The organism is Telluria beijingensis (assembly GCF_030770395.1).
Taxonomy (GTDB): Bacteria; Pseudomonadota; Gammaproteobacteria; order Burkholderiales; family Burkholderiaceae_D; genus Telluria; species Telluria beijingensis.
This window is the reverse complement of sequence record NZ_CP132480.1, coordinates 4908020-4931715: the sequence shown is the minus strand read 5'-3', so window position 1 is coordinate 4931715 and position 23696 is coordinate 4908020. Positions and strand designations below refer to the sequence as shown.

General features: G+C 65.8%; 22 protein-coding genes. 13 read left to right on the top strand and 9 right to left on the bottom strand.

Going from position 1 to position 23696, the window contains the following annotated elements; translation table 11 throughout:
- Positions 1–23: 23 nt before the first annotated feature.
- Positions 24–2681 carry an aminopeptidase N gene (gene pepN / locus Q9246_RS21580; protein ID WP_306392937.1) on the bottom strand — a complete coding sequence of 886 codons (2658 nt, stop codon included), beginning with the start codon at positions 2679–2681 and terminating at the stop codon, positions 24–26.
- Between the two features lie 186 nt (positions 2682–2867).
- Here pepN and Q9246_RS21575 point away from each other — a divergent pair, with 186 nt between their 5' ends.
- Positions 2868–3515: a DUF4136 domain-containing protein gene (locus tag Q9246_RS21575; RefSeq protein ID WP_306392936.1), complete on the top strand. Its 648-nt coding sequence runs from the start codon at positions 2868–2870 to the stop codon at positions 3513–3515.
- Positions 3516–3785: 270 nt separating this feature from the next.
- Here Q9246_RS21575 and Q9246_RS21570 read toward each other — a convergent pair whose 3' ends face one another.
- From Q9246_RS21570 to Q9246_RS21535, 8 genes are all read right to left on the bottom strand, one after another.
- Positions 3786–5159 carry an enolase C-terminal domain-like protein gene (locus Q9246_RS21570; protein WP_306392934.1) on the bottom strand — a complete coding sequence of 458 codons (1374 nt, stop codon included), beginning with the start codon at positions 5157–5159 and terminating at the stop codon, positions 3786–3788.
- Between the two features lie 93 nt (positions 5160–5252).
- Positions 5253–6314, bottom strand: coding sequence for a LacI family DNA-binding transcriptional regulator (locus Q9246_RS21565; RefSeq protein WP_306392931.1), 1062 nt, complete (start codon positions 6312–6314; stop codon positions 5253–5255).
- A gap of 32 nt (positions 6315–6346) precedes the next feature.
- On the bottom strand, positions 6347–8578 hold the full coding sequence (locus Q9246_RS21560) for a glycoside hydrolase family 3 N-terminal domain-containing protein (RefSeq protein ID WP_306392930.1): 2232 nt from the start codon (positions 8576–8578) through the stop codon (positions 6347–6349).
- Positions 8579–8588: 10 nt separating this feature from the next.
- A complete protein-coding gene (locus Q9246_RS21555; RefSeq protein ID WP_306392929.1) occupies positions 8589–10451 on the bottom strand; it encodes a glycoside hydrolase family 2 protein in 1863 nt (620 codons plus the stop codon).
- 131 nt (positions 10452–10582) lie between these two features.
- Entirely contained in the window at positions 10583–11506 is a 924-nt protein-coding gene (locus tag Q9246_RS21550; protein ID WP_306392927.1) for a TIGR03571 family LLM class oxidoreductase, read from the bottom strand.
- A 4-nt stretch (positions 11507–11510) separates the two neighbouring features.
- Positions 11511–11675, bottom strand: a complete 165-nt coding sequence (locus Q9246_RS21545; RefSeq protein ID WP_306392926.1) for a hypothetical protein — start codon at positions 11673–11675, stop codon at positions 11511–11513.
- Complete coding sequence (locus tag Q9246_RS21540) at positions 11672–12649, bottom strand: quinone oxidoreductase family protein (protein WP_306392925.1); 978 nt, start codon at positions 12647–12649, stop codon at positions 11672–11674. Before Q9246_RS21540 ends, Q9246_RS21545 begins: the two co-directional genes overlap by 4 nt.
- A 10-nt stretch (positions 12650–12659) precedes the next feature.
- On the bottom strand, positions 12660–13064 hold the full coding sequence (locus Q9246_RS21535; RefSeq protein ID WP_306392923.1) for a methylglyoxal synthase: 405 nt from the start codon (positions 13062–13064) through the stop codon (positions 12660–12662).
- A gap of 392 nt (positions 13065–13456) precedes the next feature.
- Between Q9246_RS21535 and Q9246_RS21530 the strand changes: the two genes are divergently transcribed.
- From Q9246_RS21530 to Q9246_RS21475, 12 genes are all read left to right on the top strand, one after another.
- A complete protein-coding gene (locus tag Q9246_RS21530; protein WP_306392922.1) occupies positions 13457–14281 on the top strand; it encodes a DUF2182 domain-containing protein in 825 nt (274 codons plus the stop codon).
- 69 nt (positions 14282–14350) lie between these two features.
- Positions 14351–15076 (top strand): YebC/PmpR family DNA-binding transcriptional regulator, encoded by a 726-nt coding sequence (locus Q9246_RS21525; RefSeq protein WP_306392920.1) that lies wholly within the window; start codon positions 14351–14353, stop codon positions 15074–15076.
- Between the two features lie 12 nt (positions 15077–15088).
- Entirely contained in the window at positions 15089–16354 is a 1266-nt protein-coding gene (gene purD / locus Q9246_RS21520) for a phosphoribosylamine--glycine ligase (RefSeq protein ID WP_306392918.1), read from the top strand.
- 84 nt (positions 16355–16438) lie between these two features.
- On the top strand, positions 16439–17350 hold the full coding sequence (gene hemF / locus Q9246_RS21515) for an oxygen-dependent coproporphyrinogen oxidase (RefSeq protein WP_306392917.1): 912 nt from the start codon (positions 16439–16441) through the stop codon (positions 17348–17350).
- On the top strand, positions 17347–18033 hold the full coding sequence (locus Q9246_RS21510; protein ID WP_306392915.1) for a nicotinate-nucleotide adenylyltransferase: 687 nt from the start codon (positions 17347–17349) through the stop codon (positions 18031–18033). The genes hemF and Q9246_RS21510 overlap by 4 nt, the downstream gene beginning before the upstream one ends.
- The gene (rsfS, locus tag Q9246_RS21505; RefSeq protein WP_306392914.1) at positions 18033–18755 is read left to right on the top strand and encodes a ribosome silencing factor; all 723 of its coding nucleotides are present in this window, start codon (positions 18033–18035) and stop codon (positions 18753–18755) included. The genes Q9246_RS21510 and rsfS overlap by 1 nt, the downstream gene beginning before the upstream one ends.
- A 9-nt stretch (positions 18756–18764) precedes the next feature.
- On the top strand, positions 18765–19235 hold the full coding sequence (gene rlmH, locus Q9246_RS21500) for a 23S rRNA (pseudouridine(1915)-N(3))-methyltransferase RlmH (protein ID WP_109346453.1): 471 nt from the start codon (positions 18765–18767) through the stop codon (positions 19233–19235).
- 28 nt (positions 19236–19263) lie between these two features.
- Entirely contained in the window at positions 19264–19878 is a 615-nt protein-coding gene (locus Q9246_RS21495) for a Maf family protein (RefSeq protein ID WP_306392909.1), read from the top strand.
- 78 nt (positions 19879–19956) lie between these two features.
- A complete protein-coding gene (rng, locus tag Q9246_RS21490; RefSeq protein WP_306392907.1) occupies positions 19957–21420 on the top strand; it encodes a ribonuclease G in 1464 nt (487 codons plus the stop codon).
- Between the two features lie 49 nt (positions 21421–21469).
- Positions 21470–22594, top strand: coding sequence for an AAA family ATPase (locus tag Q9246_RS21485; protein WP_306392904.1), 1125 nt, complete (start codon positions 21470–21472; stop codon positions 22592–22594).
- 42 nt (positions 22595–22636) lie between these two features.
- Complete coding sequence (locus Q9246_RS21480) at positions 22637–22831, top strand: hypothetical protein (RefSeq protein WP_306392903.1); 195 nt, start codon at positions 22637–22639, stop codon at positions 22829–22831.
- A complete protein-coding gene (locus Q9246_RS21475; protein WP_306392902.1) occupies positions 22831–23649 on the top strand; it encodes a retron system putative HNH endonuclease in 819 nt (272 codons plus the stop codon). Before Q9246_RS21480 ends, Q9246_RS21475 begins: the two co-directional genes overlap by 1 nt.
- Positions 23650–23696 lie beyond the last annotated feature (47 nt).

Here is a 23696-nt window from a genome sequence, read left to right as displayed (position 1 = left end):
TTCCTCAGGTTTGGTTTGGATGTTTAATTTGCGAGTGCCTTGGTGACCACTTCACGCACGTCGTTCGACAGCCTGCCCTGCCCCGCCACCTGCTCCAGCGCGGCCTGCATCTGCGCCTGCAGCGCCGGCGCGTAACGGCGCCAGCGGTCCATGGCGCGCGCCAGGCGGCTGGCGACCTGCGGGTTGAGCGCGTCCAGCGCGATCACTTGCTCGGCCCAGAAGGCGTAGCCGCTGCCGTCCGGCGCGTGGAACTGCACCGGATTGTTCATGCAGAAGGCGGCGACCAGGCTGCGCGCGCGGTTCGGGTTGCGCAGGGTGAAGGCCGGATGGCGCATCAGCGCGCGCACCGCCGCCACGTCGGTGGTCGGGCTTGATGCCTGCATCATGAACCATTTGTCCACGACCAGGGCCTCGTTCTTGAATTCTTCATAGAACTCGTCCAGCGCATCGGCTGCCTCGGGCACGCGCGACGCGATCAGGGCGCCCAACGCCGCGGCGCGGTCGGTCATGTTATCGGCCTGGTCGAACTGGCGCTGGGCCAGCGCCACGCTGTCCTCGTCAGGCGCCGCATTCAGGTAGGACAGCGCCAGGTTCTTGAGCGCGCGCTTGCCGGCGGAGGCAGCGTCCGGGCTGTACGGCCCCGGCGTCAGGTTGGCCTCGTACTCCGCCAGCAGCTCGCTGCGCAGGCGCGCGCCGATGTCGGCGCGCACGAACTGGCGTGCGATGTGCACGGCCAGCGGATCGACGCCGTCGATCTGCTCGGCCACCATGCTCTCGGACGGCAGCAGCAAGGCCTGCTCGCGGAAAGCCGGGTCGAGACTGTCGTCGACCAGCACCTTGCGCATCGCTTCGATGAAGGTCTCGTCCAGGTTCAGGCTGGCGCTGGTATTGCCCTTGGCGGCGGCCTCGCCGGCCAGCTTGAGCAGGCGGCTCATGGCCAGGCGCTGGCCTGCTTCCCAGCGGTTGACCGGGTCGCTGTCATGGCTGAACAGGTGCAGCAGGTCGGCGTCGGTATAGCCGCCCTGCAGGATCACCGGCGCCGAGAAGCCGCGCAGCACCGAGGCCACCGGCTGCTGCTTGACGTCGGTGAAGACGAAAGTCTGCTCGGCCTGGGTCAGTTCGAGCACCGCCGTGGTACCGCGGTCGACGCCATCGACCACCAGCCGCATATCGTTGCCGGCGCCGTCCAGCAGGCCGACCGCCACCGGGATGTGGAACGGCAGCTTTGCAGGCTGGCCCGGCGTCGGTGGGCAGGACTGGATCAGCGTGAGGGTATAGGTGTGGACCGACTCGTCCCAGCGGCCCTCGAAACGCAGCACCGGAGTGCCGGCCTGGCTGTACCAGCGCTCGAACTGGGTCAAGTCGCGGCCATTGGCGTCGGCCATCGCGCGGCGGAAGTCGTCGCACTCGACCGCCTGCTCGTCGTGGCGCTCGAAGTACAGGTCCATGCCCTTGCGGAAGCCGTCGACGCCGAACAGGGTCTGGTACATGCGCACCACCTCGGCGCCCTTCTCGTACACCGTCACCGTATAAAAATTATTGATCTCGACAAAAGAGTCGGGACGCACCGGGTGAGCCATCGGGCCGGCATCCTCGGGGAACTGGTGCTGGCGCAGGGTGCGCACCTGGTCGATGCGGGTCACCGCGCGGCCGGTATCGGTACCAATCATTTCGGCCGTGAATTCCTGGTCGCGGAACACCGTCAGGCCTTCTTTCAGCGACAGCTGGAACCAGTCGCGGCAGGTCACGCGGTTGCCGGTCCAGTTGTGGAAGTATTCGTGCGCCACCACCGCCTCGATGCCCTGGAAATCGACGTCGGTCGCCACCCGCGGATTGGCCAGCACGAACTTGGTGTTGAAGATGTTCAGGCCCTTGTTCTCCATCGCGCCCATATTGAAGTCGCTGGTGGCGACGATCATGAAGCGGTCCAGGTCGAGCTCGAGGCCGTATTTTTCTTCGTCCCAGCGGATGCTGTGCTTGAGCGACTGCATCGCATAGTCGGTCTTGTCCAGGTTGCCCTCTTCGACCCACACCTGCAGCAGCGCATCGCGCCCGTCCGCCAGGCGGAAGGTCTCTTCCTGGCATACCAGGCTGGCGGCGACCAGGGCGAACAGGTAGGACGGCTTCTTGAACGGGTCTTCCCACAGTGCATAGTGGCGGCCGTCGTCGAGGTCGCCCTCCTGGACCAGGTTACCGTTGGAGAGCAGCACCGGGAAGCGCGCCTTGTCGGCCCGCAGCATCACCGTGTACTTGGACATCACGTCCGGGCGGTCCGGGAAATACGTGATGCGGCGGAAGCCCTCGGCCTCGCACTGGGTGAAGAAGTTGCCATTCGATACATACAAGCCGCTGAGCGTCGTGTTTTCCTCGGGCACGCAGACCGATTCGATCTCGAGCACCACATCGTCTGGCGCCCCGTGAATGACCAGCAAATTGTTCGCCAGCGTGTAATCGGCGCCGCCCAGGGTCTTGCCGTTCAGGCGCAGCGCCACCAGTTCGATATCCTCGCCATGCAGTTCGATGGCCCGCCCTTGCGCGGCCGGGTTGCGGCGCAGGGTCAGGCGATTGGCCACGATCGTACGCGCGGGATCCAGGTCGAAGCCGAGCTCGACAGTATCCACAAGGTAACTCGGCGGGGTATAGTCTTTCCGGTAGATGGTCTGGGGTGTATCGGTGCGCATAGCGAGGGTCCAGGAACACGGTGGAGAAGTGCTTATTTTACCAACAAGCTTTTCCCCTGTTTCGTACGATTCCATGTATCGCAGTGTATGCACGGTAACGGGGTGTAAAACCCGGTTCGTTGATTTTGAACAAGCGGTAAGCTTGATCATCAGGGAAATTCCGCATAAATATTTTGGAGATTCGGTATGAAACGCCTCATCACGGTCGTTGCCGGCACGATGCTTGCGCTGCTGCTCGGCGGTTGCGCGACCACCATCCGCAGCGATGTCACGACCTTCCACCAGTGGCCGGCCCAGATGGAAGACAAGACCTATGTGTTCGAAGTGCCGCCGCCGCAGGACGATACGCTTGAGTGGCGCAGCTACCAGGAACTGGTGCGCGCCCAGCTGGCGCGCCAGGGCTTCCGCGACGCCGAGGGCGCCACGCCGGCGCTGACGGTGGCGATGCGGTTCACCACCACCGACCTGCCGGTGCGCGTGCTGGAGCCGGTCATGACGCCCTATTTCTATCCGAGCGCGCGCTTCGGCTACGGCTACCGCGGTTTCAATCGCCGTTACTGGGGCGGCTGGTACAGCCCGTTCTACGATCCGTTCTGGGGCCCGTATCCGGCCTACCAGACCTCGGTCGAGCACCACTACCGGCGCGAGCTGCAGGTGTCGATCAAGTCGTCGCGCGACGGCAAGCGCCTGTTCGACGTCACGGTGCACAACACCAGCCGCAATATGTCGACGCCGGACATCATGCCGGCCCTGGTACACAGCGCCTTCGAAGGCTTCCCGGGCCCGTCGGGCGTGGCGCGCCGGGTCGAGGTGAAGAAAGAGCCGAACAGCTGATCCACATCCAGTCAAGTTGGCGGATGATCGTCATCCCCGCGCAGGCGGGGATCCAATTCCCAAGCGTTTCGACAGCGCTGGCAGAACTTGGATCCCCGCCTGCGCGGGGATGACGTTTTTGCGCTGACGATGGGATGACGTTTTTGCGCTGACGATGGGGTGACGGTTTCGCGCTGACGATGGGATCTGCTTTGCGGTGAGCACACGCAAAAAAGGCCCGTCACGCATCACGCGACGGGCCAAGAGACAACGGTAAATCTGCGCGCGCGTTCAGCGCACCATGCACGGTTTCTTGCTGTCGAACTTCCAGTTCGGGATCAGGTACTGCATGCCGACTGCGTCGTCGCGCCCGCCCAGGCCCATCTCCAGGTAGCGCCGGTGGGCCGCTTCCACCGCCTCCATGTCCAGCTCCACGCCCAGGCCGGGCGTGGTCGGCACCTTCACCATGCCGCCTTCGATGCGCAGCGGATTGCGGGTCAGGTGCTGGCCGTCCTGCCAGATCCAGTGGGTGTCGATGGCGGTGATGTCGCCCGGCGCCGCCGCCGCCACGTGGGTGAACATCGCCAGCGAGATATCGAAGTGGTTGTTCGAGTGCGAGCCCCAGGTCAGGCCCCAGGCCTCGCACATCTTGGCCACGCGCACGGTGTCCTGCATGGTCCAGAAATGCGGGTCGGCCAGCGGGATGTCCACCGCCTGCAACTGCACCGCGTGCGCCAGCTGGCGCCAGTCGGTGGCGATCATGTTGGTGGCGGTGCGCAGGCCGGTCGCGCGGCGGAACTCGGCCATCGTCTCGCGGCCCGAATAGCCGCCTTCGGCACCGCAGGGATCCTCGGCATAAGCCAGCACGCCCTGCATGTCGCGGCACAGGCGGATCGCATCCTGCAGCAGCCAGCCGCCGTTCGGGTCGAGCGTGATGCCGGCCTCGGGGAAGGCTTCTTTCAGTGCGCGCGCGGCCTCGATTTCCTGCTCGCCGCGCAGCACCCCGCCCTTGAGCTTGAAGTTCCTGAATCCATAGCGCGCCTGCGCGGCGCGGGCCTGGGCCACGATGGCATCGGTGTCCATGGCCGGTGCATGGCGCAGGCGCAGCCAGCCGTCGGCATCCTCCGGCTCGTCGGCAGGACCGGCATACGGCAGGTCGGTCAGCTTGCGGTCGCCCACATAGAACAGATAGCCCAGCATCTCGACCTGGTCGCGCTGGCGTCCCTCGCCCAGCAGGTCGGCCACCGGCACGCCCATGAACTTGCCGAGCAGGTCGAGCAAGGCGCATTCGACGCCGGCCACTGCATGGATCATCACGCGCAGGTCGAAGGTCTGCTGGCCGCGGCCACCGGCGTCGCGGCCGGCGAAGGTCGTGCGCATCGCGCGCAGCACGGCATTGAAGGCGCCGATCGGCTGCCCCACCACCAGCGCGCGGGCATCCTCGAGGGTCTGGCGGATGCTCTCGCCTCCCGGCACTTCGCCGACGCCCTGCTGGCCGCTGCTGTCGGTGAGGATCACCAGGTTGCGGGTAAACCAGGGGGCATGGGCGCCGCTGAGGTTGAGCAGCATGCCGTCGCGGCCGGCGACCGGCACCACGCGCATCGCGGTGATGGTTGGCGTCGCGCCCGGGGCCAATGCCGACGCAGTCGATGAATCCAATGTCATTTTTTCCTCGAAATCATGTTACCGGTATCAAATCGAGATTGATGATACCGGTATCTTGAAGAACAAGTCAATGTGTTTGAAGGCTTAGAGCTCTTAGCTGCTGGCGCGTTCGACGATGACGAAGCCAACGTCGCGCACCGGCTCCTCGACCGGCCGGCCTTCGGCGCGGTCGATGATCAGCTGGGCGGCGGCCGAGCCGATGGCGGTGCCGTCGATGCGCACCGTGGTCAGGGGCGGGTACAGGTCGCGCGAGAACGCCAGGTCGCCCAGCCCGACCACGGCCAACTGCCTTGGCACCTCGATGCCCAGGGCCAGTGCTTCGAGCAGCACGCCCTGGGCCATCATGTCCGAGCTGCAGAAGATGGCGTCGATGCCGGGATCGTGTGCCAGCAGCTCGCGCAGGCCGGTGCGGCCGCTGCCCAGCGTGGTCGGGGCGGGCACGATGCAGGTCGGCACCGCGGCGCGGTCCATCCCCAGCTCGGGCCGCAGCGCCAGCACGGTGTCGGCGAACTGGCGGTTGCGGCGCACTGCCCGCTCGTCGTTGGCGCTGATGGTGGCGATCCTGCGCCGGCCGCGCCGGACCAGGTATTCGGCCACCGCCCTGCCGATTTTTTCGTGCGAGAAGCCGACCAGCATGTCGATCGGATCGTCGGTCAAATCCCAGGTCTCGACCACGGGAATACCGCTGGCCAGCAGGCGGCGCCGCCCCTGCTCGGAGCGCATGATCCCGGTCAGCACCACGCCGTCCGGACGGCGGCCGATGATGGCTTCGAGCAGCGCGTCCTCGCGCGAGTTTTCATAGCCGGACTGGCCCAGCATCAGCTGGTAGCCGCGCGCGGCCAGGCTGTCGGTCAGCGCCTGCACCATCTCGAGGAACACCGAGCCGCTGATGGTCGGCACCACGGCCGCCACCATGCGGCTCTTCTTGGAGGCCAGGCCGCCGGCCAGCAGGTTCGGCACGTAGCCGACCCGGTCCACTACCTCGCGCACGCGCTGCAGGATGTCGGGGGAGACCGAGTCGGGATTGTTCAGCGCGCGCGAGACGCTCATCGGCGCCACGCCGGCCAGCCGGGCGACGTCGCGCACCGTGGGCGTGGCGCCCTTGCGGCTCTTGCGGGCGGTAACTGGGGCGTCCTTCGGGGCGGGTTTTTCCATGGCGCGATTCTAGCACCGCCCACCGGGCGGTCCTACTCCACCAGCGTCAGCTTGCCGCGCAGGCGGATCGCGTCCGACGCCGTGCCCACCATCAGCTCGAACTCGCCCGGCTCGGCCACCCAATCCAGTTTGCCATTGTGGAAGGACAGCAGGTCGCGGTCGATCTCGAAGCTCACCCTGCGCCGTTCGCCAGGTTCGAGCTTCAGCTTCTGGAAACCCTTCAGCTCCATCAGCGGCCGCACGATCGAGGCCACCGGGTCGCGCAAGTACAGCTGCGCGACTTCCTCACCGGCGCGCTGGCCGGTATTGGCGAGCGTGAACGAGAGCGTGACCTTGTCGCCCGGCCGCATCGATGGCTGGCTGAGCGCCAGGTCGCTGTAGGCGAAGCTGGTATAACTGAGGCCATGGCCGAAGGCATAGCGCGGCGTGTTGGGCGAATCGATATAGGCCGAGCGGTAGACGATGTTCGCTGGATCGAGCACTGGGCGCCCGGTGCGGTACTGCTGGTAGGAGATCGGGATCTGCCCCACGCTGCGCGGGAAGGTCATCGGCAGCTTGCCCGACGGGTTGTAGGCGCCGAACAGCACGTCGGCCACCGCATTGCCGCCCTGGGCGCCGGGGAACCAGGCATACACGATCGCCGCGGCCTTCGCGGCGACGTTCTCGAACACCAGCGGACGACCGGCCAGCATCACCACCACCACCGGCTTGCCGGTCGCGGCCACGGCGTCGAACAGCGCCGCCTGGCGGCCCGGCAGGCCGATGTCGGCCCGCGACTTGGCTTCGCCGCTCATGTCCCACGATTCGCCCAGCACCAGCAGCACGGCGTCGGCATCCTTTGCCGCCGCCACCGCGGCGTCGAAGCCGGCCGTATCAAGGCAGGCCACGTCGCAGCCCCTGGCGACGGTCAACGTCGTTTGCGGCGACAGCCGGGCGCGTATCCCTTCGACCAGGCTCACCACCCGGCTCTCGTCGGACGCGACGATCCAGCCGCCTTCCAGGTCACGCTTCGCTTGCGCGAGCGGTCCGATCACGGCCAGCGACTTCAGGCCGGTCGAGAAAGGCAGCGCCTGTCCTTCGTTCTTGAGCAGCACCAGCGACTTGCGGGCGACGTCGCGGGCGATGCGGGCGTGTTCCGGGTCGTTCAGCACGGCCTGTTCGCGCGCCGCATCCGAATAGCGGTAGGGATCGTCGAACAGGCCCAGCTCGAATTTTTTCGTCAGCACGCGGCGCACGGCGTCGTCCAGCACGTCCTGCTTTACCTTGCCGCTTTTCAACCGCTCGGCCAGGTGGCGCGTGAACGCATACCCTTCCATGTCCATGTCGCTGCCGGCATTGATCGCCTGCTCGGCCGCCTGCGCCAGGTCGGTCGCATAACCATGCTCGACCAGCTCCTTCACCGAGGCCCAGTCGCTGACGACGAAGCCGGGATACTTCCACTGCCCTTTCAAGATATCGCGCTGCAGGTGGCTGCTGGCGGTGGCCGGCACGCCATTGAGCGTATTGAAGGAGTTCATGAAGGTGGCGACGCCGGCATCGACCGCCGCCTTGAAAGGCGGCAGGTAGACTTCGTGCAGCTGCTGCTCGCTCATGTCGGCCGCGTTGTAGTCGCGGCCGGCAATCGCCGCGCCATAGCCGGCGAAGTGCTTGGCGGTGGCCATGATGCGGTCCAGCGCGCCCGGCCTCTCGCCCTGGAAGCCTTTTACCCGTGCGACGGCAATGCGCGAGCCCAGGTAGGTGTCCTCGCCGGCGCCTTCCATCACCCGGCCCCAGCGCGGATCGCGGCCGATGTCGACCATCGGCGCAAACGTCCAGTGGATGCCGCTGGCGGCGGCTTCCTTCGCCGCGATATGGGCCGACTGCTCAATCGCTTCCATGTCCCACGATGCCGATTCGCCCAGCGGCACCGGGAACACCGTCTTGTAGCCGTGGATGACGTCGAGGCTGAACAGCAGCGGAATCTTGAGGCGCGACTGCAGCGCCAGCGCCTGGATCTCGCGCGTCTCGGCCACGCCCTTCACGTTCAGCATCGAGCCCACCTTGCCGGCGCGGATATCGGCCAGCTTGTCGCTGAACTTCTCGCTGCCCGGCCCCGTCATCTGGCGGCCCGACAGCTGGTGCAACTGGCCGACCTTTTCCTCGAGCGTCATGCGTTTCAGCAGCGCGTCGACCTGTTGCGCGATCGTGCGCTCCTGCGCGAATGCGCTGGGCACGCACGCCATCAGTGCGGCCAGCGCCAGCAGGGTCTTCGTCATCGTCGTCATCCGAGGCCTCTTATCGGTATTTCTGCTGCATCCGGTCGTAGAACTCCTTCAGCGTGTGAAAGGCTTTCTTCTTCTGGCCGGTGTCCGAGATCAGGCCCTTGCGGTTCCAGAAGTCCTGGTAGCGCGGATGCGGGCGGCGCGGGGAGCGGAAATCGGCCAGGATCCACGGCGTCATGCCGCGCAGGCCGGGGATCGCGGTCAGCATGGTGAACTGGTTCTTGTACAGCAGGTCCTGGTATTCCTCGCTCCAGCGGGTCGCGTCGTCCGCGTGGTAGCCGCCCAGCGCATCGGCGCCGAATTCGCTGACGACCACCGGCTTGTCGACCTTGATGTCGAAGCGGTAGTTGAGCATGTCCTTCGGGTCGCTCCAGTACCAGCCCGCGTATTCATTGAAGCTGGCCAGGTCGATCTTGTCGGACAGCGGATCCTCGACCACGACCCGCTGGCCCTCGCGGTGCACCTCGAGCGCGGCCGCTACCAGGCGCGTGTCGTCCAGCTTGCGCACGGTGTCGGCCAGCCGGCCCATGAAGTCGTTGCGCGGCGCACTCACCGGGGTCTCGTTCCCGATCGACCAGATGATGACGCTGGCGCGGTTCCTGTCGCGCACCACCATGTCGGTCAGCTGCTGGTGGGCGTTGCGGTAGGTGTCCGGGTTGGTCCACGAGATGGTCCAGTACACCGGCACCTCGGCCCAGACCAGCAGGCCCATCTCGTCGGCCAGGCGCGACATCCGTTCGCTGTGCGGATAGTGGGCCAGGCGCACGTAGTTCGCATTCAGTTCTTTCGCCCACTGCAGCATCATGCGCATATCGCCCTCGCCGCGCAGGCGGCCCTGGGCCAGCGGATTCTCGTCGTGCAGCGAGATCCCGCGCAGGAAGATCGATTTACCGTTCAGCAGGATGTCCTGGCCACGGGTCTCGATGGTGCGGAAACCGATCCTGTCCTTGACGGCGTCCGGGCCGGCGGCGATCTCGACGCCGTACAGTTTCGGGTCTTCCGGCGACCAGTAGCGCAGCTTGTTCACGGGTATCTTGAAGTCAGCCCGGCCGCCGGCATCGGTCATGACGGTGGTCTTGATGCCGGCTTCCGGGATGCTCACGCTGACGCTTTGCCGCGGCTGGGCACCGGCCAGCTGGACGAATCCCTCGATGCGTTTCAAATCGCCCTTGGCCAGCTGCACCTTGTAGTCGGCGATATACGTGGCCGGCACCTCGGCCAGCACCACGTCGCGCGTGATGCCGCCATAGTTCCACCAGTCGGTGTTCACGGTCGGGATCTCGTCCTGGTGGCGCATATTGTCGACCTTGACCACCACGAAGTTGCGCCCTTTATTCAGCTTGCCGCTGACGTCGAACTGGAACGGCGTGAAGCCGCCCTTGTGCATGCCCAGCTTCTTGCCGTTCAGGTAGACGTGGGCCTGGTAATTGACGGCGCCGAAGTAAAGGAAGTAGCGACTGCCTTCCTTTGGTTCAGCATTGAACACCTGGCGCATCCACACTGTGCCTTCATAGAAGGCCAGCTTCTCGGCCTGCGAATTCCAGTCGCCCGGCACCTTGAGCGTCGGCGACAGGTCGAAGTCGTACTCGACCAGCTCGCCCTTTTGCGGCGGCGCCAGGTCGTCGTAGAAGCCGCCCTTGCCGGAAGGCGTGGCGTCGAAAGGCTCGCGGCGGTAGTTGTAATAGCCGGTTTCGTAAGGGTCGACGATATAGTTCCAGCGGCCGTTGAGGCTCTGGTGCTGCCGTCCGTGGATATGCTGCAGCGGCGTGGAGGCCGCGTCGCCGGCCGGCGTCTGTGCCTGCGCCCATGCGGGCGCGTGCCAGGACAGGACCAGCGCGCACATCGCGGCCCAGCATGCATTGCCAATACACTTCATGATTGTCTCCTGCTGTGCGGCTGGCGCCGTCCGGTGAATTATTTTGTTACCGGTATCTCGATGCTAGGCCATCGTAGCGACGCAGTTTTGTTATGTCAACAAAATGCGTACTTACAATGCAGGGTGGATGGCTACAGCTGCGGCAGGATGTCCGCGCCCAGTTCGCGCAGCACGTCCTCGACCGGCCGCGCTCCGCGATGAAGGTTGAACAGGATGTGCGCGACCCCGAGTTCGCGCATGCGCTCCAGGTAGGCCGCCAGCGCCAGGCGGCCGGTACGCAGGCCCAGTTCGATCGCCTCGGCCGGCGCGGCCGGATTGTCCAGCAGGTCCAGCTGCACCGACTGGATGAAGGGTTTGCGCTGGCCGGGCGAGCGCTGGTCCTGCGCCATATGCCATAGGGCGATCCTGCCCTTCTGGCGGTCTTCTTCGCGGTGGTAGCTCGCCCAGCCGTCGGCATGTTCGGCGATCCACTGCAGCGACTGGCGCGCACTGCCGACCGCGATCATCGGGATGCGCGCGGATGGCGGCGGCAGCACCCGGTACTGTCCGTCGCCATCAGCAGCAGGCCGTGGATCAAGCGCGGCGCGCACCGCTTCCCAATGTTCGCGGAAGGCGACGTCGCGCGTTTCCAGGTCGAGACCGAAGCGCGCGAATTCCTCGGGACGGTCGCCCGACCCGACGCCCAGCAGCAGGCGTCCGTGGCTGAGGCGGTCCAGGCTCAGGGCCGACTTGGCCACGTGCAGCGGATGGCGCAGCGGCAACACGATGGCGCCGGTGGCCAGCACGACCTGCGTCGTCACCGCCGCCAGCGCGGTCAGCCACAGGAAGGGATCGTCCAGCGCCGCCACTTCGCTGGCGCTGCCCTGCGGGATCATCAGGGGCACGTCGCGCGTCCACAGCGCCGCGAAGCCCAGCGCATCGGCCAGGCGCGCCTGTTGCAGGGCCGTGTCGACGTCCGCCGGCACGCCGGGCGCACCCTGCATGGGCGTCATCAGCCCGACCGTCAGGCGGCCGGGGACGAAGACCTGCCCGTATGCGCGGTTGACGCCGTCCATGGCGTCAGGTGAAGTAGGCTTCCGAGCCGAAGGTCAGCGCCACCACCGCGAGCATGGCCAGCGCCAGCACGACCAGCAGGCGGCCAAACTTCGGCGTGCCGTCGCCGGAGGATGGCGCCGCCGGCGGCAGCGGGTCGGGCAAGGATTCCTGGTCGCGGGTGTCCCTCATGGCAGCAGCACCGTCGAACCGGTCGTGCTGCGCGACTCCAGCGCGCGGTGGGCGTCGGCCGCCTGCGCCAGCGCGAAGCGTTGATGCACCTCGACCTTGACCTGGCCGCTGCCGACCATGTCGAACAGCTCGGACGTCATCGCCTCTTGCTCCACTTGCGTGGCCATGTAGTCGAACAGGGTCGGCCGGGTCAGGAACAGCGAGCCACGCTTCGACAGTTCGGCCGGTGCGAACGGCTCCACCGCGCCCGAGGCATTGCCGAAGCTGACCATCAGCCCGCGCCGTTGCAGGCAGTCGAGCGAAGCGGTGAACGTGTCCTTGCCGATCGAGTCGTACACCACCGGCACGCCTTCGCCGCCCGTGAGTTCGCGCACGCGCGCCACGATGTCTTCGTCGCGGTAATTGATGACGTGGGCCGCGCCATGGCGCAACGCCAGCTCGCCCTTCTCCGTCGAGCCGACGGTGCCGATCAGGCGCACGCCGAGCGCACGCGCCCACTGGCAGGCGATCAGGCCGACGCCGCCGGCCGCGGCGTGGAACAGGATTGTGTCGCCGGCCTTGACCGGGTAGGTCTGGCGCAGCAGGTATTGCACGGTCAGGCCCTGCAGCATCATGGCGGCCGCGGTCTCGAAGCCGATCGCATCGGGCAGCTTGACCAGGAAGCGGGCTGGCATGGTGCGCGTGCTGGCGTAGGCGCCGAGCGGTCCGCCGGCATAGGCCACTCGGTCGCCCGGTTTCACATGAAGGACGCCCGCGCCCACCGCCTCGACCACGCCGGCGCCTTCCTTGCCGAGCCAGCCGGGCAGCGGCTGCGGATACAGGCCGGTGCGGAAATACACGTCGATGAAATTCAGGCCGATCGCGTGCTGGACGATGCGCGCTTCGCCGGGGCCGGGCGCCGGCGCCTCGACCTCGACATAGTCCATCACTTCGGGGCCGCCGGTGGCGGCGATGCGGATCGCTTTGGCGAGCATGGCAATCTCCTCAGTCGGTACGGCGCGCGCCCATCAGCTGCGACAGCACCAGGCGCGCGGTCGAGACATTGGTTGCGCACGGGATGTTGTGCACGTCGCAGGCGCGCACCAGGGCGTTGATGTCGGGTTCGTGCGGCTGCGGCGTCATCGGGTCGCGCAGGAAGATCACGCAATCGATCAGGCCATCGACCAGCAGCGAACCGATCTGCAGGTCGCCGCCGACCGGCCCCGAGTGCTTGCGCTCGACGACCAGGCCCAGTTCGTTGATCAGGCGCCCGCCGGTGGTGCCGGTGGCCGACAGGGCGCAGCCCTGCAGGAACGCCCGATACTCGGCGGCGAGCGCGATCATGTCGTCCTTCTTCTTGTCGTGCGCGATCAGCGCGATCCGGGGAATGGGTGTGGTCGTTGTTGTCATGTTCTCGGCGACGGCTGGTGAGTCCCGGATGCACGGGATGGCTGGCATATAAGAATACCGGATTCGCTGGCGGTCATTCAAAACCACGGGCGACGCCCGGACATCCTGAACACGATCAAGGTCGGTGCACGGCTGTGGCGGCAACGCCGAAGTTCGGCGTCATGCCGAGGCGATCGCGGCGGCGCGCCGCGGCGGGCGTGGTATGGGAGTTGCACCACTGGCGCCAATCCCAGGGCTCATCCGGCGACGGCGGCTTCGGCTTCGCGCCACATCCGGCCGCGTTCGCCGAACGGGCCGCGACGGCGCGCGGTCGAATCAAGGCACATCAACCGAAAAGGAGAATCCATCATGACCCTCAAGCATGAGCGCGCGGGCCCACCGGGAGCGCCGCAATGAACCTGAGCGATGTCGAAGCACGCCTGGGCCGTGACCGTACGGTCCTGCTCACCTTACTGGTCCTGTCGCTGCTGGCCAGCCTGTGCTGGGCCGGCCTGGTACTGGGCGGCCTGGTACTCAGCAGCCAGCCGCTGGCGGAAGCCACCGCTACTGCCGTCACCGCCGCTGCCGCCGCCAACGGGCCGGCGACCGGCGCAGCCACCACCGCGCCCTCGCTGGCCTACCAGGCCGCCCAGCTGGCGCTGGTCTTCCTCACCTGGGCCGGCCTGTGCACGGCGCTGATGCTGCCGCTGGCCAGCCGCGCCACGGTGCTGTTCGCGCGCCTGGCCGGCGACCGCGCGGCGCAGCGCGCGCGCCGATGTACCGCCCTGTTCGTGCTCGGCTACCTGGGCGCCTGGACCGGCTTCGCCCTGCTGGCCGCGATCGCCCAGTGGACCTTGCACGAGTCGGCCCCCAGCGGCGCCGTGCGCCATCCCCTGCTGCTGGGCCTGATCATGGTGGCGGCCGGCGTCTACCAGTGGACACCGGCCAAGCATGCCTGCCTGGAGCACTGCCGGGCGCCCCTGCCCGGCATCCTGGCCGGCTGGCGCGACGGCCTGGCGGGCGCCCTCGGGCGCGGCGCGGCGCACGCCCGCCAGTGCCTGGGCTGTTGCTGGCTGCTGATGCTCCTGCTGCTGGCCACCGGTCCCGATAACCCGGCCGCCATCGCCGTCGTGGGCCTGTTCGTGCTGGCCGAGATCCGCCTCGCCAGCGGCCACCTGATCGCCTGTGCGGGCGGCCTGGCGCTACTCGCCATGGGGACCCGACTGTTGTTTCCTTGAGCGATTTTGCAGGAGGGGCCTATGCTAGAATATCGGCCACTCTTGCATACCGTCTAAGGAATTCTCGACATGGCTGGACACAGCAAATGGGCCAATATCAAGCACAAGAAGGCCGCCACTGATGCCAAACGCGGCAAGATCTGGACGCGCCTGATCAAGGAGATCACCGTGGCCGCGCGCATGGGCGGAAGCGACATCGCTTCCAACCCGCGCCTGCGCCTGGCGGTCGAGAAGGCCGCGGACGCGAATATGCCGAAGGATAACGTCACCCGCGCGATCCAGCGCGGCTCGGGCGAGCTCGAAGGCGTTAACTACGAAGAAGTGCGCTACGAAGGCTACGGCATCGGCGGCGCGGCGATCATCGTCGACTGCCTGACCGACAACCGCGTGCGCACCGTGGCCGAAGTGCGCCATGCCTTCAGCAAGTTCGGCGGCAATATGGGCACCGAGGGCTCGGTGGCCTTCATGTTCACCCACACCGGCCAGTTCCTGTTCGCGCCCGGCGTCGAAGAAGACAAGCTGATGGAAGCTGCCCTGGAAGCCGGCGCCGACGACGTCGCGGCCGACGAAGAAGGCGGCTTTGAGGTGCTGTGCGACCCGCACGCCTTCTCGAGTGTCAAGGAAGCACTGGAAGCGGCCGGCTTCAAGGCCGAAGTGGCCGAAGTCATCATGAAGCCCGCCACCGAGACCGTGTTCACGGGCGAGGACGCGGTCAAGATGCAGAAACTGCTGGATGCGCTGGAAAACCTGGACGACGTCCAGGAAGTGTTCACCAACGCCGTCATCGAAGAATAATTGGTAGCCAATATGAAAATCCTCGTAGTCGGCTCGGGCGGCCGCGAACACGCGCTGGCGTGGAAACTGGCCCAATCGGAACGTGCCCAGACGGTCTTCGTCGCCCCGGGCAATGGCGGCACCGCGCTCGACGACCGCCTGGTGACGGTCGACCTGACGGACCCCGAGGCGCTGGCCGACTTCGTGGTGGCCGAAGGCGTTGCACTGACCCTGGTCGGCCCCGAGGCGCCGCTGGCGGCCGGCATCGTCAACCTGTTCCGCTCGCGCGGCCTCAAGATCTTCGGCCCGACCCGCGAAGCGGCCCAGCTCGAGAGCTCGAAAGACTTCGCCAAGGCCTTCATGCAGCGCCACGGCATCCCGACCGCCAGGTACGAAACCTTCTCCGATGCCGCGGCGGCCCACGCCTACATCGACGCCAACGGCGCGCCGATCGTCATCAAGGCCGACGGCCTGGCGGCCGGCAAGGGCGTGGTGGTCGCGATGTCGCTGGAGGAAGCGCATGGCGCCGTCGACCACATGCTGTCCGATAACGCCTTCGGCGACGCCGGCGCGCGCATCGTGATCGAAGAATTCCTGGCCGGCGAAGAAGCCAGCTTCATCGTCATGTGCGACGGCAAGAACGTGCTGGCGCTGGCCACCAGCCAGGATCATAAACGCCTGAAGGACAACGACCAGGGCCCGAACACGGGCGGCATGGGCGCCTATTCGCCGGCGCCGATCGTGACGCCGTCGATGCATGCGCGCGTGATGCGCGAGATCGTCAACCCGACCATCCAGGGCATGGCTCGCGACGGCATCCCGTTCTCGGGCTTCCTGTACGCCGGCCTGATGATCGACGCCGAGGGCAATCCGCGCACGCTCGAATTCAACTGCCGCATGGGCGACCCGGAAACCCAGCCGATCATGGCGCGCCTGAAGAGCGACTTCGCGACTGTACTGGAACACGCCTGCAACGGCACCCTCGACACGGTCGAGCTGGAATGGGACCGCCGCACCGCCGTGGGCGTCGTGATGGCGGCCGCCGGCTATCCGGACAGCCCGCGCAAGGGCGACGTCATCGACGGCATCCCGCAAGAAGTGCCGGAATGCGTCACCTTCCATGCCGGCACCAAACTCGTGGACGGCAAGCTGCAGACCAGCGGCGGCCGCGTGCTGTGCGTGGTGGGACTGGGCGACAGCGTCAAGATGGCGCAGAAGCAGGCCTACGACAGCGTCGAGAAGATCCACTTCAATGGCGCGCAGTATCGGCGCGACATCGGCTGGCGCGGCGTGAAGTAAATCCCTCCCATCCAACGCCAGATGTAAGCACACGTGGGCCGGTGTACAATCGGCCCACTTTTCATTCCCGGTCAGTCCATTCCCATGTCTTCCCCCAACCCTGCCGCCATCAAGGCCTGGCTGCTCGAGCTCCAGGCGCGCATCGTCCACGGTCTCGAACAGGTCGACGGCAAATCGTTCCTGCGCGAGGAATGGGAACGTCCCGAAGGCGGTGGCGGCGTGTCGCGCCTGGTCGAGGAAGGCAATGTACTGGAACGGGGCGGCGTGAACTTCTCGCACGTGCGCGGCGCGACCCTGCCGCCATCGGCCACGGCGGCGCGGCCGGAGCTGGCGGGCCGCGCCTGGGAAGCGATGGGCGTGTCGCTGGTGCTGCATCCGCGCAACCCCTACGCCCCGACGGTGCACATGAACGTGCGCTTTTTTGAAGCGACCGCGCCCGGCAAGGACCCGGTCTGGTGGTTCGGCGGCGGCATGGACCTGACGCCGTATTACGGCGAGCTTGACGATGCGCGCCACTTCCACCAGGCCTGCCACGACGCCGTGGCGCCGTTCGGCCCAGACCTGCATCCGCGCTTCAAGAGCTGGTGCGACGATTACTTCTACCTGAAGCACCGCAAGGAACCGCGCGGCGTCGGCGGCATCTTCTTCGACGACTTGAACGAACTCGGCTTCGAGCAATCGTATGCGCTGGTACGCAGCGTGGGCGAGCGCTTCCTGGACGCCTACCTGCCGATCCTGCAGCGCCGCAAGGACCAGCCATATGGCGAGCGCGAGCGCGATTTCCAGGCCTACCGGCGCGGCCGCTACGTCGAGTTCAACCTGGTGTGGGATCGCGGTACCCTGTTCGGCCTGCAGTCGGGCGGGCGTACCGAGGCGATCCTGATGTCGATGCCGCCGATCGTCAAGTGGCGCTACGACTGGCATCCCGAACCCGGCAGCCCTGAAGCGCGGCTGTATTCCGACTTCCTGGTGCACCGGGACTGGCTGGCGCCGTGAGCGTGGCCGGCGGCGCGCCTGGCCGCAACCGCTGCATCGCCGTCCTGGGCGGCAGTTTCGATCCGGTACACCAGGGCCACGTCGCGCTCGCGCAGCTGTTCACCCGCCTGCTGCGGCCGGATGCGCTGCGCATCCTGCCGGCCGGCCAGCCGTGGCAGAAAAGCGGCCTCGAGGCCAGCGACCAGGATCGCATCGCGATGCTGGAACTGGCTTTCGCGCCGCTGCGCAGCCCGGCGCTTCCGGTGACGCTCGACCTGCAGGAAGTCGAACGCAAGACGCCGACCTACACGGTCGAAACCCTGCGCGCGCTGCGCGCGGAACTGGGCCCGCGGGCCTCGATCGTGTTCCTGATGGGCGCCGACCAGTTGCGCAAGCTCGACAGCTGGAACGAATGGCGCGAACTGTTTGCCCTTGCCAATCTTGGCGTGGCGACGCGTCCGGGCTACGACCTGGCGCAGGAAGCATTGCCACCCCTGGTGGCCCAAGAACTGTCGACGCGGCTTGCAACGCCCGACACCGTGCGCCTGCTGGCGCACGGAAAAGTCTGCCTCGCGCCGACGCTGGACGTGGACCTGTCGTCCAGCCAGCTCCGGGCGGCCCTGCAATCCGGCGCGGATGCAAGCGCGCTCGGTATGGCGCAAGTGCTAGACTATATTCAACAACATCACCTATACAAAAACTAATGGATATCAAGAAACTGCAAACCCTCGTCGTGGACGCCCTGGAAGACGTCAAGGGCCAGGACATCGTCCTGTTCGACACGACCCACCTGACCAGCCTGTTCGACCGCATCGCCGTGGTCTCGGGCACCTCCAACCGCCAGACCAAGGCGCTGGCAGCGTCGGTGCGCGACAAGGTCAAGGCAGCCGGCGGCGACGTGGTCGGCCTGGAAGGCGAAGACACCGGCGAATGGGTGCTGGTCGACCTGGGCGACATGATCGTCCACATCATGCAGCCGGCCATCCGCCAGTACTACCGCCTCGAAGAAATCTGGGGCGAGAAGCCGGTCAAGCTGGGCGCCGCCAAGCGCAAGTCGACCGCCGAAGGTGTCGAAGCCGACGCCGCCAAGCCGAAGTCGAAGCACCTGGCCGCCAACCAGGCGCAGGAAGAAGCCAAGCCGGTCAACGAGCGTAAACCTGCCGCCAAGCGCGCCACCAAGGCTGCTGCCGGCGAGACCGCCGCTGCCAAGAAGCCGGCCGCCAAAAAGGCAGCCGCCAAGGCCGTCCCGACCGGCAAGACCGTGAAAGTCGCGCCGAGCAAGACCGAAGTCGCCGCCGTCGAAGCGACCAAGGCCAAGCCGCCGAAGCGCGTGAGCAAGGCTGCTGCACCGAAGGCCGCGCCGGCCGCCGAAGCTACGGCACCGTTCAAGAAGGTGATCCGCCGCATCAAGAAGGATGCCGAGTAAGGGCAAGGCATGCAGTTGATCATTGCCGCGGTCGGCCACAAGATGCCGGCCTGGATCGAATCCGGCTTCACCGAGTACACGAAGCGCATGCCGCCCGAGCTGCGCATCGTGCTCAAGGAGATCAAGCCGGTCGAGCGTTCCGGCAGCAAGACCGCCGCCACCGCGATGGCGCTCGAGCGCGAGCGCATCGAGGCGGCGCTGCCGAAGGGCGTGCGCATCGTCGCCCTGGACGAACGCGGCAAGGACCTGACCAGCGTCGGCTTGTCCCAGCAGCTCGAGACCTGGCAGCGCGACGGCCGCGACACCGCCTTCCTGATCGGCGGGGCCGACGGCCTCGATCCCGAGCTGAAGGCGCGGGCCGAGGGCCTGATCCGCATCTCCAGCATGACCCTGCCGCACGGAATCGTCCGGGTCATGCTGGCGGAACAGCTGTATCGCGCCTGGTCGATCACCCAGAATCATCCGTACCACCGTGTCTGAACCGGACCGAGTCGATGAAGAGCCCGCGATGAAAAACCAGAACAAGATCTACCTCGCCTCCAAGAGCCCGCGCCGGCGCGAACTGCTGCGCCAGATCGGCGTGGATTTCGAACTGATGCTGCTGCGCAGCGATCCGGGCCGCGCGGTCGACGTCAGCGAAGACGTGCTGCCGGGCGAAGACGTGCACACCTACGTGGCGCGGGTCGCCCGGGCCAAGGGCGCCTTCGCCTACAACCTGCTGCTGCAGCGCCGCCAGCCGCTGCGCCCGGTGCTGACGGCCGACACCACCGTCACCATCGACGGCGAGATCCTCGGCAAGCCGGCCGACAACCGCGAGGCGGTGGCGATGCTCGAACGCCTGTCGGGCCGCACCCACCAGGTGCTGACGTCGGTGGCGGTCCACGCCCAGAACGTGGCCGAGCAGGTCACGCAAGTGTCGAACGTGCGCTTCGCCACGTTGACTGCGGCGCAGATCAGGGCCTATTGCGCCACCCTCGAGCCTTACGACAAGGCCGGCGGTTACGGCATCCAGGGCCCGGCGGCGCTGTTCATCGAGCACATCGAAGGCAGCCATTCGGGGATCATGGGATTGCCGCTGTTCGAGACGGCGAACCTGTTGCGCAAGGCCGGCCTGGCCATCTGATTTTCCGCCATCGATCCGGTGGGCGGCCCTCGCCCAGCGTGTATCATGTCACCCTGAACAATACGCACGGCAGGGTCCATGAACGAAGACATCCTCATCAACATCACACCGCAGGAAACGCGTGTCGCGCTGGTCCTGCAGGGCGCGGTACAGGAGCTGCACATCGAGCGCACGCTCACGCGCGGGTTGGCGGGGAACGTCTATCTGGGCAAGGTCGTGCGGGTGCTGCCGGGGATGCAGTCGGCCTTCATCGACATCGGCCTGGAACGCGCGGCCTTCCTGCACGTGGCCGACATCTGGGAAGCGCGCAGCCATGACAGCGGCAACGCCCCGCCCACCCCCATCGAAAAACTGCTGTTCGACGGCCAGGTATTGACCGTCCAGGTCATCAAGGATCCGATTGGCACCAAGGGCGCGCGCCTGTCGACCCAGATCTCGATCGCCGGACGCATGCTGGTGTACCTGCCGCAAGACCATCACATCGGCATCTCGCAAAAGATCGAGAAGGAAGCCGAGCGCGAACGCCTGCGCACGAACCTGCAAAGCCTGCTGCCGGCCGACGAAAAAGGCGGCTACATCGTGCGCACGATGGCCGAGGAAGCCTCGAGCGACGACATCGCGGCCGACGTCGACTACCTGCGCAAGACCTGGGGCGCGATCGTCCAGGGCGCGCGCACCCGGCCGCCCACCACCCTGCTGTACCAGGACCTGAGCCTGGCCCAGCGCGTGCTGCGCGACTTCGTGCACGACGAGACTGCCAGCATCCAGGTCGACTCGCGCGAGAATTTCCTGAAACTGGCCGAATTCGCCCAGGTCTACACCCCGAGCGTGCTGTCGCGCATGGCGCACTACACGGGCGAGCGGCCGCTGTTCGACCTGTACGGCGTGGAAGAGGAAATCCTGCGCGCGCTGGGCCGCCGCGTGGACCTGAAATCGGGCGGCTACCTGATCGTCGACCAGACCGAGGCGATGACGACCATCGACGTCAATACCGGCGGCTACGTCGGCGGACGCAACTTCGCCGACACGATCTTCAAGACCAACCTGGAGGCGGCGCACGCCATCGCGCGCCAGCTACGCCTGCGCAACCTGGGCGGCATCATCATCCTCGACTTCATCGACATGGAGAACAACGAGCACCGCAACGCGGTGCTGGCCGAGCTGAAAAAGACCCTGGCGCGCGACCGCACCAAGGTCTCGGTCAGCAGCTTCTCGGCCCTGGGCCTGGTGGAGATGACCCGCAAGCGCACCCGCGAATCGCTGGCCCACATCCTGTGCGAACCCTGCCCGGCCTGCTCGGGCAAGGGACAGGTCAAGACCAGCCGCACGATCTGCTACGAGATCCTGCGCGAACTGCTGCGCGAAGCCAAGCAGTTCAACCCGCGCGAATTCCGCATCGTCGCCTCGCAGGAGGTGATCGACCTGTTCCTGGAAGAAGAATCGCAGCACCTGGCCATGCTGGGCGACTTCATCGGCAAGCGCATTTCGCTGCAGGTCGAGAAGGGGTATCACCAGGAGCAGTACGACGTGATCCTGATGTAATTCCTCGATGCCGTCTTTTTTTCTCCTCTGATTCATCCAGGCAGGCAATATGAAACTCGACCGTCTATTCCTCAAGAACTTTCGATGTTTCGATGAACTGAGCATCGATTTCGGCAAGCGCCTGACTGTCATCATCGCGGATAACGGTGCGGGAAAAACCGCGCTGCTCGATGCCATCGCGATTGGATTTGGCCGATTTCTGATGAAGTTACCCGGCGTGACGGGGCGCAGTTCGAGCTTGACCGACCTCAGAATCGTCGAAGACGAGCAGGCGTCGCCATTCCTGATGCTGGCATGGGAGGCGACTACGCGAGACGGCCGCGAGATCAAATGGGCCGGAAGGCGGAGGCGCAATGCATCGGTCACCGATGCCGCCATCGCCAGGCAGCTGAATGCGGAACAGCTCGCAGTGCTGAACCGTGGCTTGCGGGAGATCGACGACTTCACGCTTGAACTGATCAAGGCCGATACGGACAGGCAGCCGTATGTTCTTCCTGTGATGGCTTATTACGGAACCAACCGCGCCATACGCGAGGAGGTCATGAAACGGCGTGGATTCAAGAAGGAATTTTCGCGCTTCGATGCACTTGCAAGAGCCATGGAGCCAGACTCCCAGTTCAGGTCCGCATTCGAGTGGTTCAATGCCATGGAAGACGCCGAACGTCGCGAGCGGGAGAAACGGCGTGATTTCGATTACATCCACCCCGAACTGCAGGTCGTCCGTGACGCGATCATTCGCCTTCTGCCAAGCGGGTTCAGCCGGCCTCGTACCGAAATCCGTCCCTTGCGTTTCGTGATTGACCGGAAAGATTCGGACGGATCCGCGCGTACCTTGCGTGTTAGCCAGCTCAGCGATGGATATCGGGTCGTCCTGGGTCTCACGATGGATTTCGCCCGTCGCCTGGCCCAGGCCAATCCGCACATCGTCGTGCGGGACAAGGAGTCCGTCAACCCGCTCGACCTGCCGGCCGTCGCCCTGATCGACGAAGTGGATCTGCATCTCCACCCGTCGTGGCAGCAGCGCATCATTACCGATTTGATGCAAACCTTCCGCAACACGCAGTTCATCGTCACCACGCATAGCCCGCAAGTGCTGAGCACCGTCAAGCGTGAAAACGTCCGGGTCATTGGCCCGGACGCAAGCGGGAGAATTGTCGCTGCGCCTCCGCTGTGAACGACATATGGAGAACCGAGCGGTGATGTGCTGCACAGCGTCATGATGGTCGATCCTCAGCCTCCGATTGGCGAAAAAGCTGACCTGCAGCGCCTGACCGAATGGGTTGACCAAGGCGGATATGCGAGGCCGGAAGCCATGCAGCTCATGCATGCCTTGATCGATGCATTGGGGCCGCAGCATCCACAACTCCAGCGGCTCCAGCGTAGCATCCGGCGCCAGAGGGAACTGGGGTGATGAGGACGATTACGCAAGCGGGCAATGGCGGGTTCCAGTTGAACCGGTCGCATGCCAATCCTCCCTTGACGTCTGATCAGGCAACCAGCCGCTGGCGAGGATTCGTCGACAAGAGCGGCGTATTGGAGCGGCTGCTTGAAGAACAGTTTCGCTTGTGCTGCTACAGCGAACTTCGCGCTGACCGGGAAGGGCTGGGTTACCATATCGAGCATATCGAAAACAAGCACCAGAATCCCGCACTGACTTTCGATTTTAAGAATCTTGCTGCCAGCGCCCTCGCCAGCGCAGAAGACCTTCCAGCGTTCAAGGCACAGGGTCTTGCGGTATTCGGTGGTCACGCTTCAGGGAAGCAGCAATCTGTCGACATGGCCCGTTTCGTCTCATGTTACCAGCCAGATTGTCGGGAGTATTTCGCTTTTCTTTCCGATGGCCGGATCGTGCCGCGCACCGCCTTGAGCCCGCAAGACCGGGACAAGGCCGAGTACACCATTGGCTTGCTCAACCTCGACAGCCCTTACCTCATCACAAGACGCCGCCAATGGTGGACAGAACTCGAAGACCTGTACGATGAACACCAGCGCAAGGGCTGGAGTCTCGAGCACCTCATCGCGATCGATCTCGTCCCCCGCGCAAGGCGCCCTCACCCAATTCTTCAGCCTGACACGGCATTTCTTTGGCGCGGTCGCGGAGCGGACGCTACGGACGCATGCCCCCGCTCTGCTATAAGAACCATGTTGCGAATTGCGCAGGACCAGGAAACAGGCTATATGGACGGGACGTCACGCCGTCACGATAGCGAATTGCTATCGCTTCGATAGAAACAATTCGCTACTATCGACGCGCTACGTGTGTTATCCCACAGTGC

Coding starts and splice junctions, on each gene's coding strand:
- Q9246_RS21485 (WP_306392904.1), top strand. CDS start 21,470: ATGAAACTCGACCGTCTATTCCTCAAGAACTTTCGATGTTTCGATGAA.
- Q9246_RS21545 (WP_306392926.1), bottom strand. CDS start 11,675: ATGAGGGACACCCGCGACCAGGAATCCTTGCCCGACCCGCTGCCGCCG.
- Q9246_RS21560 (WP_306392930.1), bottom strand. CDS start 8,578: ATGACGACGATGACGAAGACCCTGCTGGCGCTGGCCGCACTGATGGCG.
- Q9246_RS21530 (WP_306392922.1), top strand. CDS start 13,457: ATGAACCTGAGCGATGTCGAAGCACGCCTGGGCCGTGACCGTACGGTC.
- Q9246_RS21550 (WP_306392927.1), bottom strand. CDS start 11,506: ATGGACGGCGTCAACCGCGCATACGGGCAGGTCTTCGTCCCCGGCCGC.
- rlmH (WP_109346453.1), top strand. CDS start 18,765: ATGCAGTTGATCATTGCCGCGGTCGGCCACAAGATGCCGGCCTGGATC.
- hemF (WP_306392917.1), top strand. CDS start 16,439: ATGTCTTCCCCCAACCCTGCCGCCATCAAGGCCTGGCTGCTCGAGCTC.
- Q9246_RS21535 (WP_306392923.1), bottom strand. CDS start 13,064: ATGACAACAACGACCACACCCATTCCCCGGATCGCGCTGATCGCGCAC.
- Q9246_RS21575 (WP_306392936.1), top strand. CDS start 2,868: ATGAAACGCCTCATCACGGTCGTTGCCGGCACGATGCTTGCGCTGCTG.
- Q9246_RS21480 (WP_306392903.1), top strand. CDS start 22,637: ATGATGGTCGATCCTCAGCCTCCGATTGGCGAAAAAGCTGACCTGCAG.
- Q9246_RS21555 (WP_306392929.1), bottom strand. CDS start 10,451: ATGAAGTGTATTGGCAATGCATGCTGGGCCGCGATGTGCGCGCTGGTC.
- Q9246_RS21495 (WP_306392909.1), top strand. CDS start 19,264: ATGAAAAACCAGAACAAGATCTACCTCGCCTCCAAGAGCCCGCGCCGG.
- Q9246_RS21525 (WP_306392920.1), top strand. CDS start 14,351: ATGGCTGGACACAGCAAATGGGCCAATATCAAGCACAAGAAGGCCGCC.
- pepN (WP_306392937.1), bottom strand. CDS start 2,681: ATGCGCACCGATACACCCCAGACCATCTACCGGAAAGACTATACCCCG.
- Q9246_RS21565 (WP_306392931.1), bottom strand. CDS start 6,314: ATGGAAAAACCCGCCCCGAAGGACGCCCCAGTTACCGCCCGCAAGAGC.
- Q9246_RS21570 (WP_306392934.1), bottom strand. CDS start 5,159: ATGACATTGGATTCATCGACTGCGTCGGCATTGGCCCCGGGCGCGACG.
- Q9246_RS21540 (WP_306392925.1), bottom strand. CDS start 12,649: ATGCTCGCCAAAGCGATCCGCATCGCCGCCACCGGCGGCCCCGAAGTG.
- rng (WP_306392907.1), top strand. CDS start 19,957: ATGAACGAAGACATCCTCATCAACATCACACCGCAGGAAACGCGTGTC.
- rsfS (WP_306392914.1), top strand. CDS start 18,033: ATGGATATCAAGAAACTGCAAACCCTCGTCGTGGACGCCCTGGAAGAC.
- Q9246_RS21475 (WP_306392902.1), top strand. CDS start 22,831: ATGAGGACGATTACGCAAGCGGGCAATGGCGGGTTCCAGTTGAACCGG.
- purD (WP_306392918.1), top strand. CDS start 15,089: ATGAAAATCCTCGTAGTCGGCTCGGGCGGCCGCGAACACGCGCTGGCG.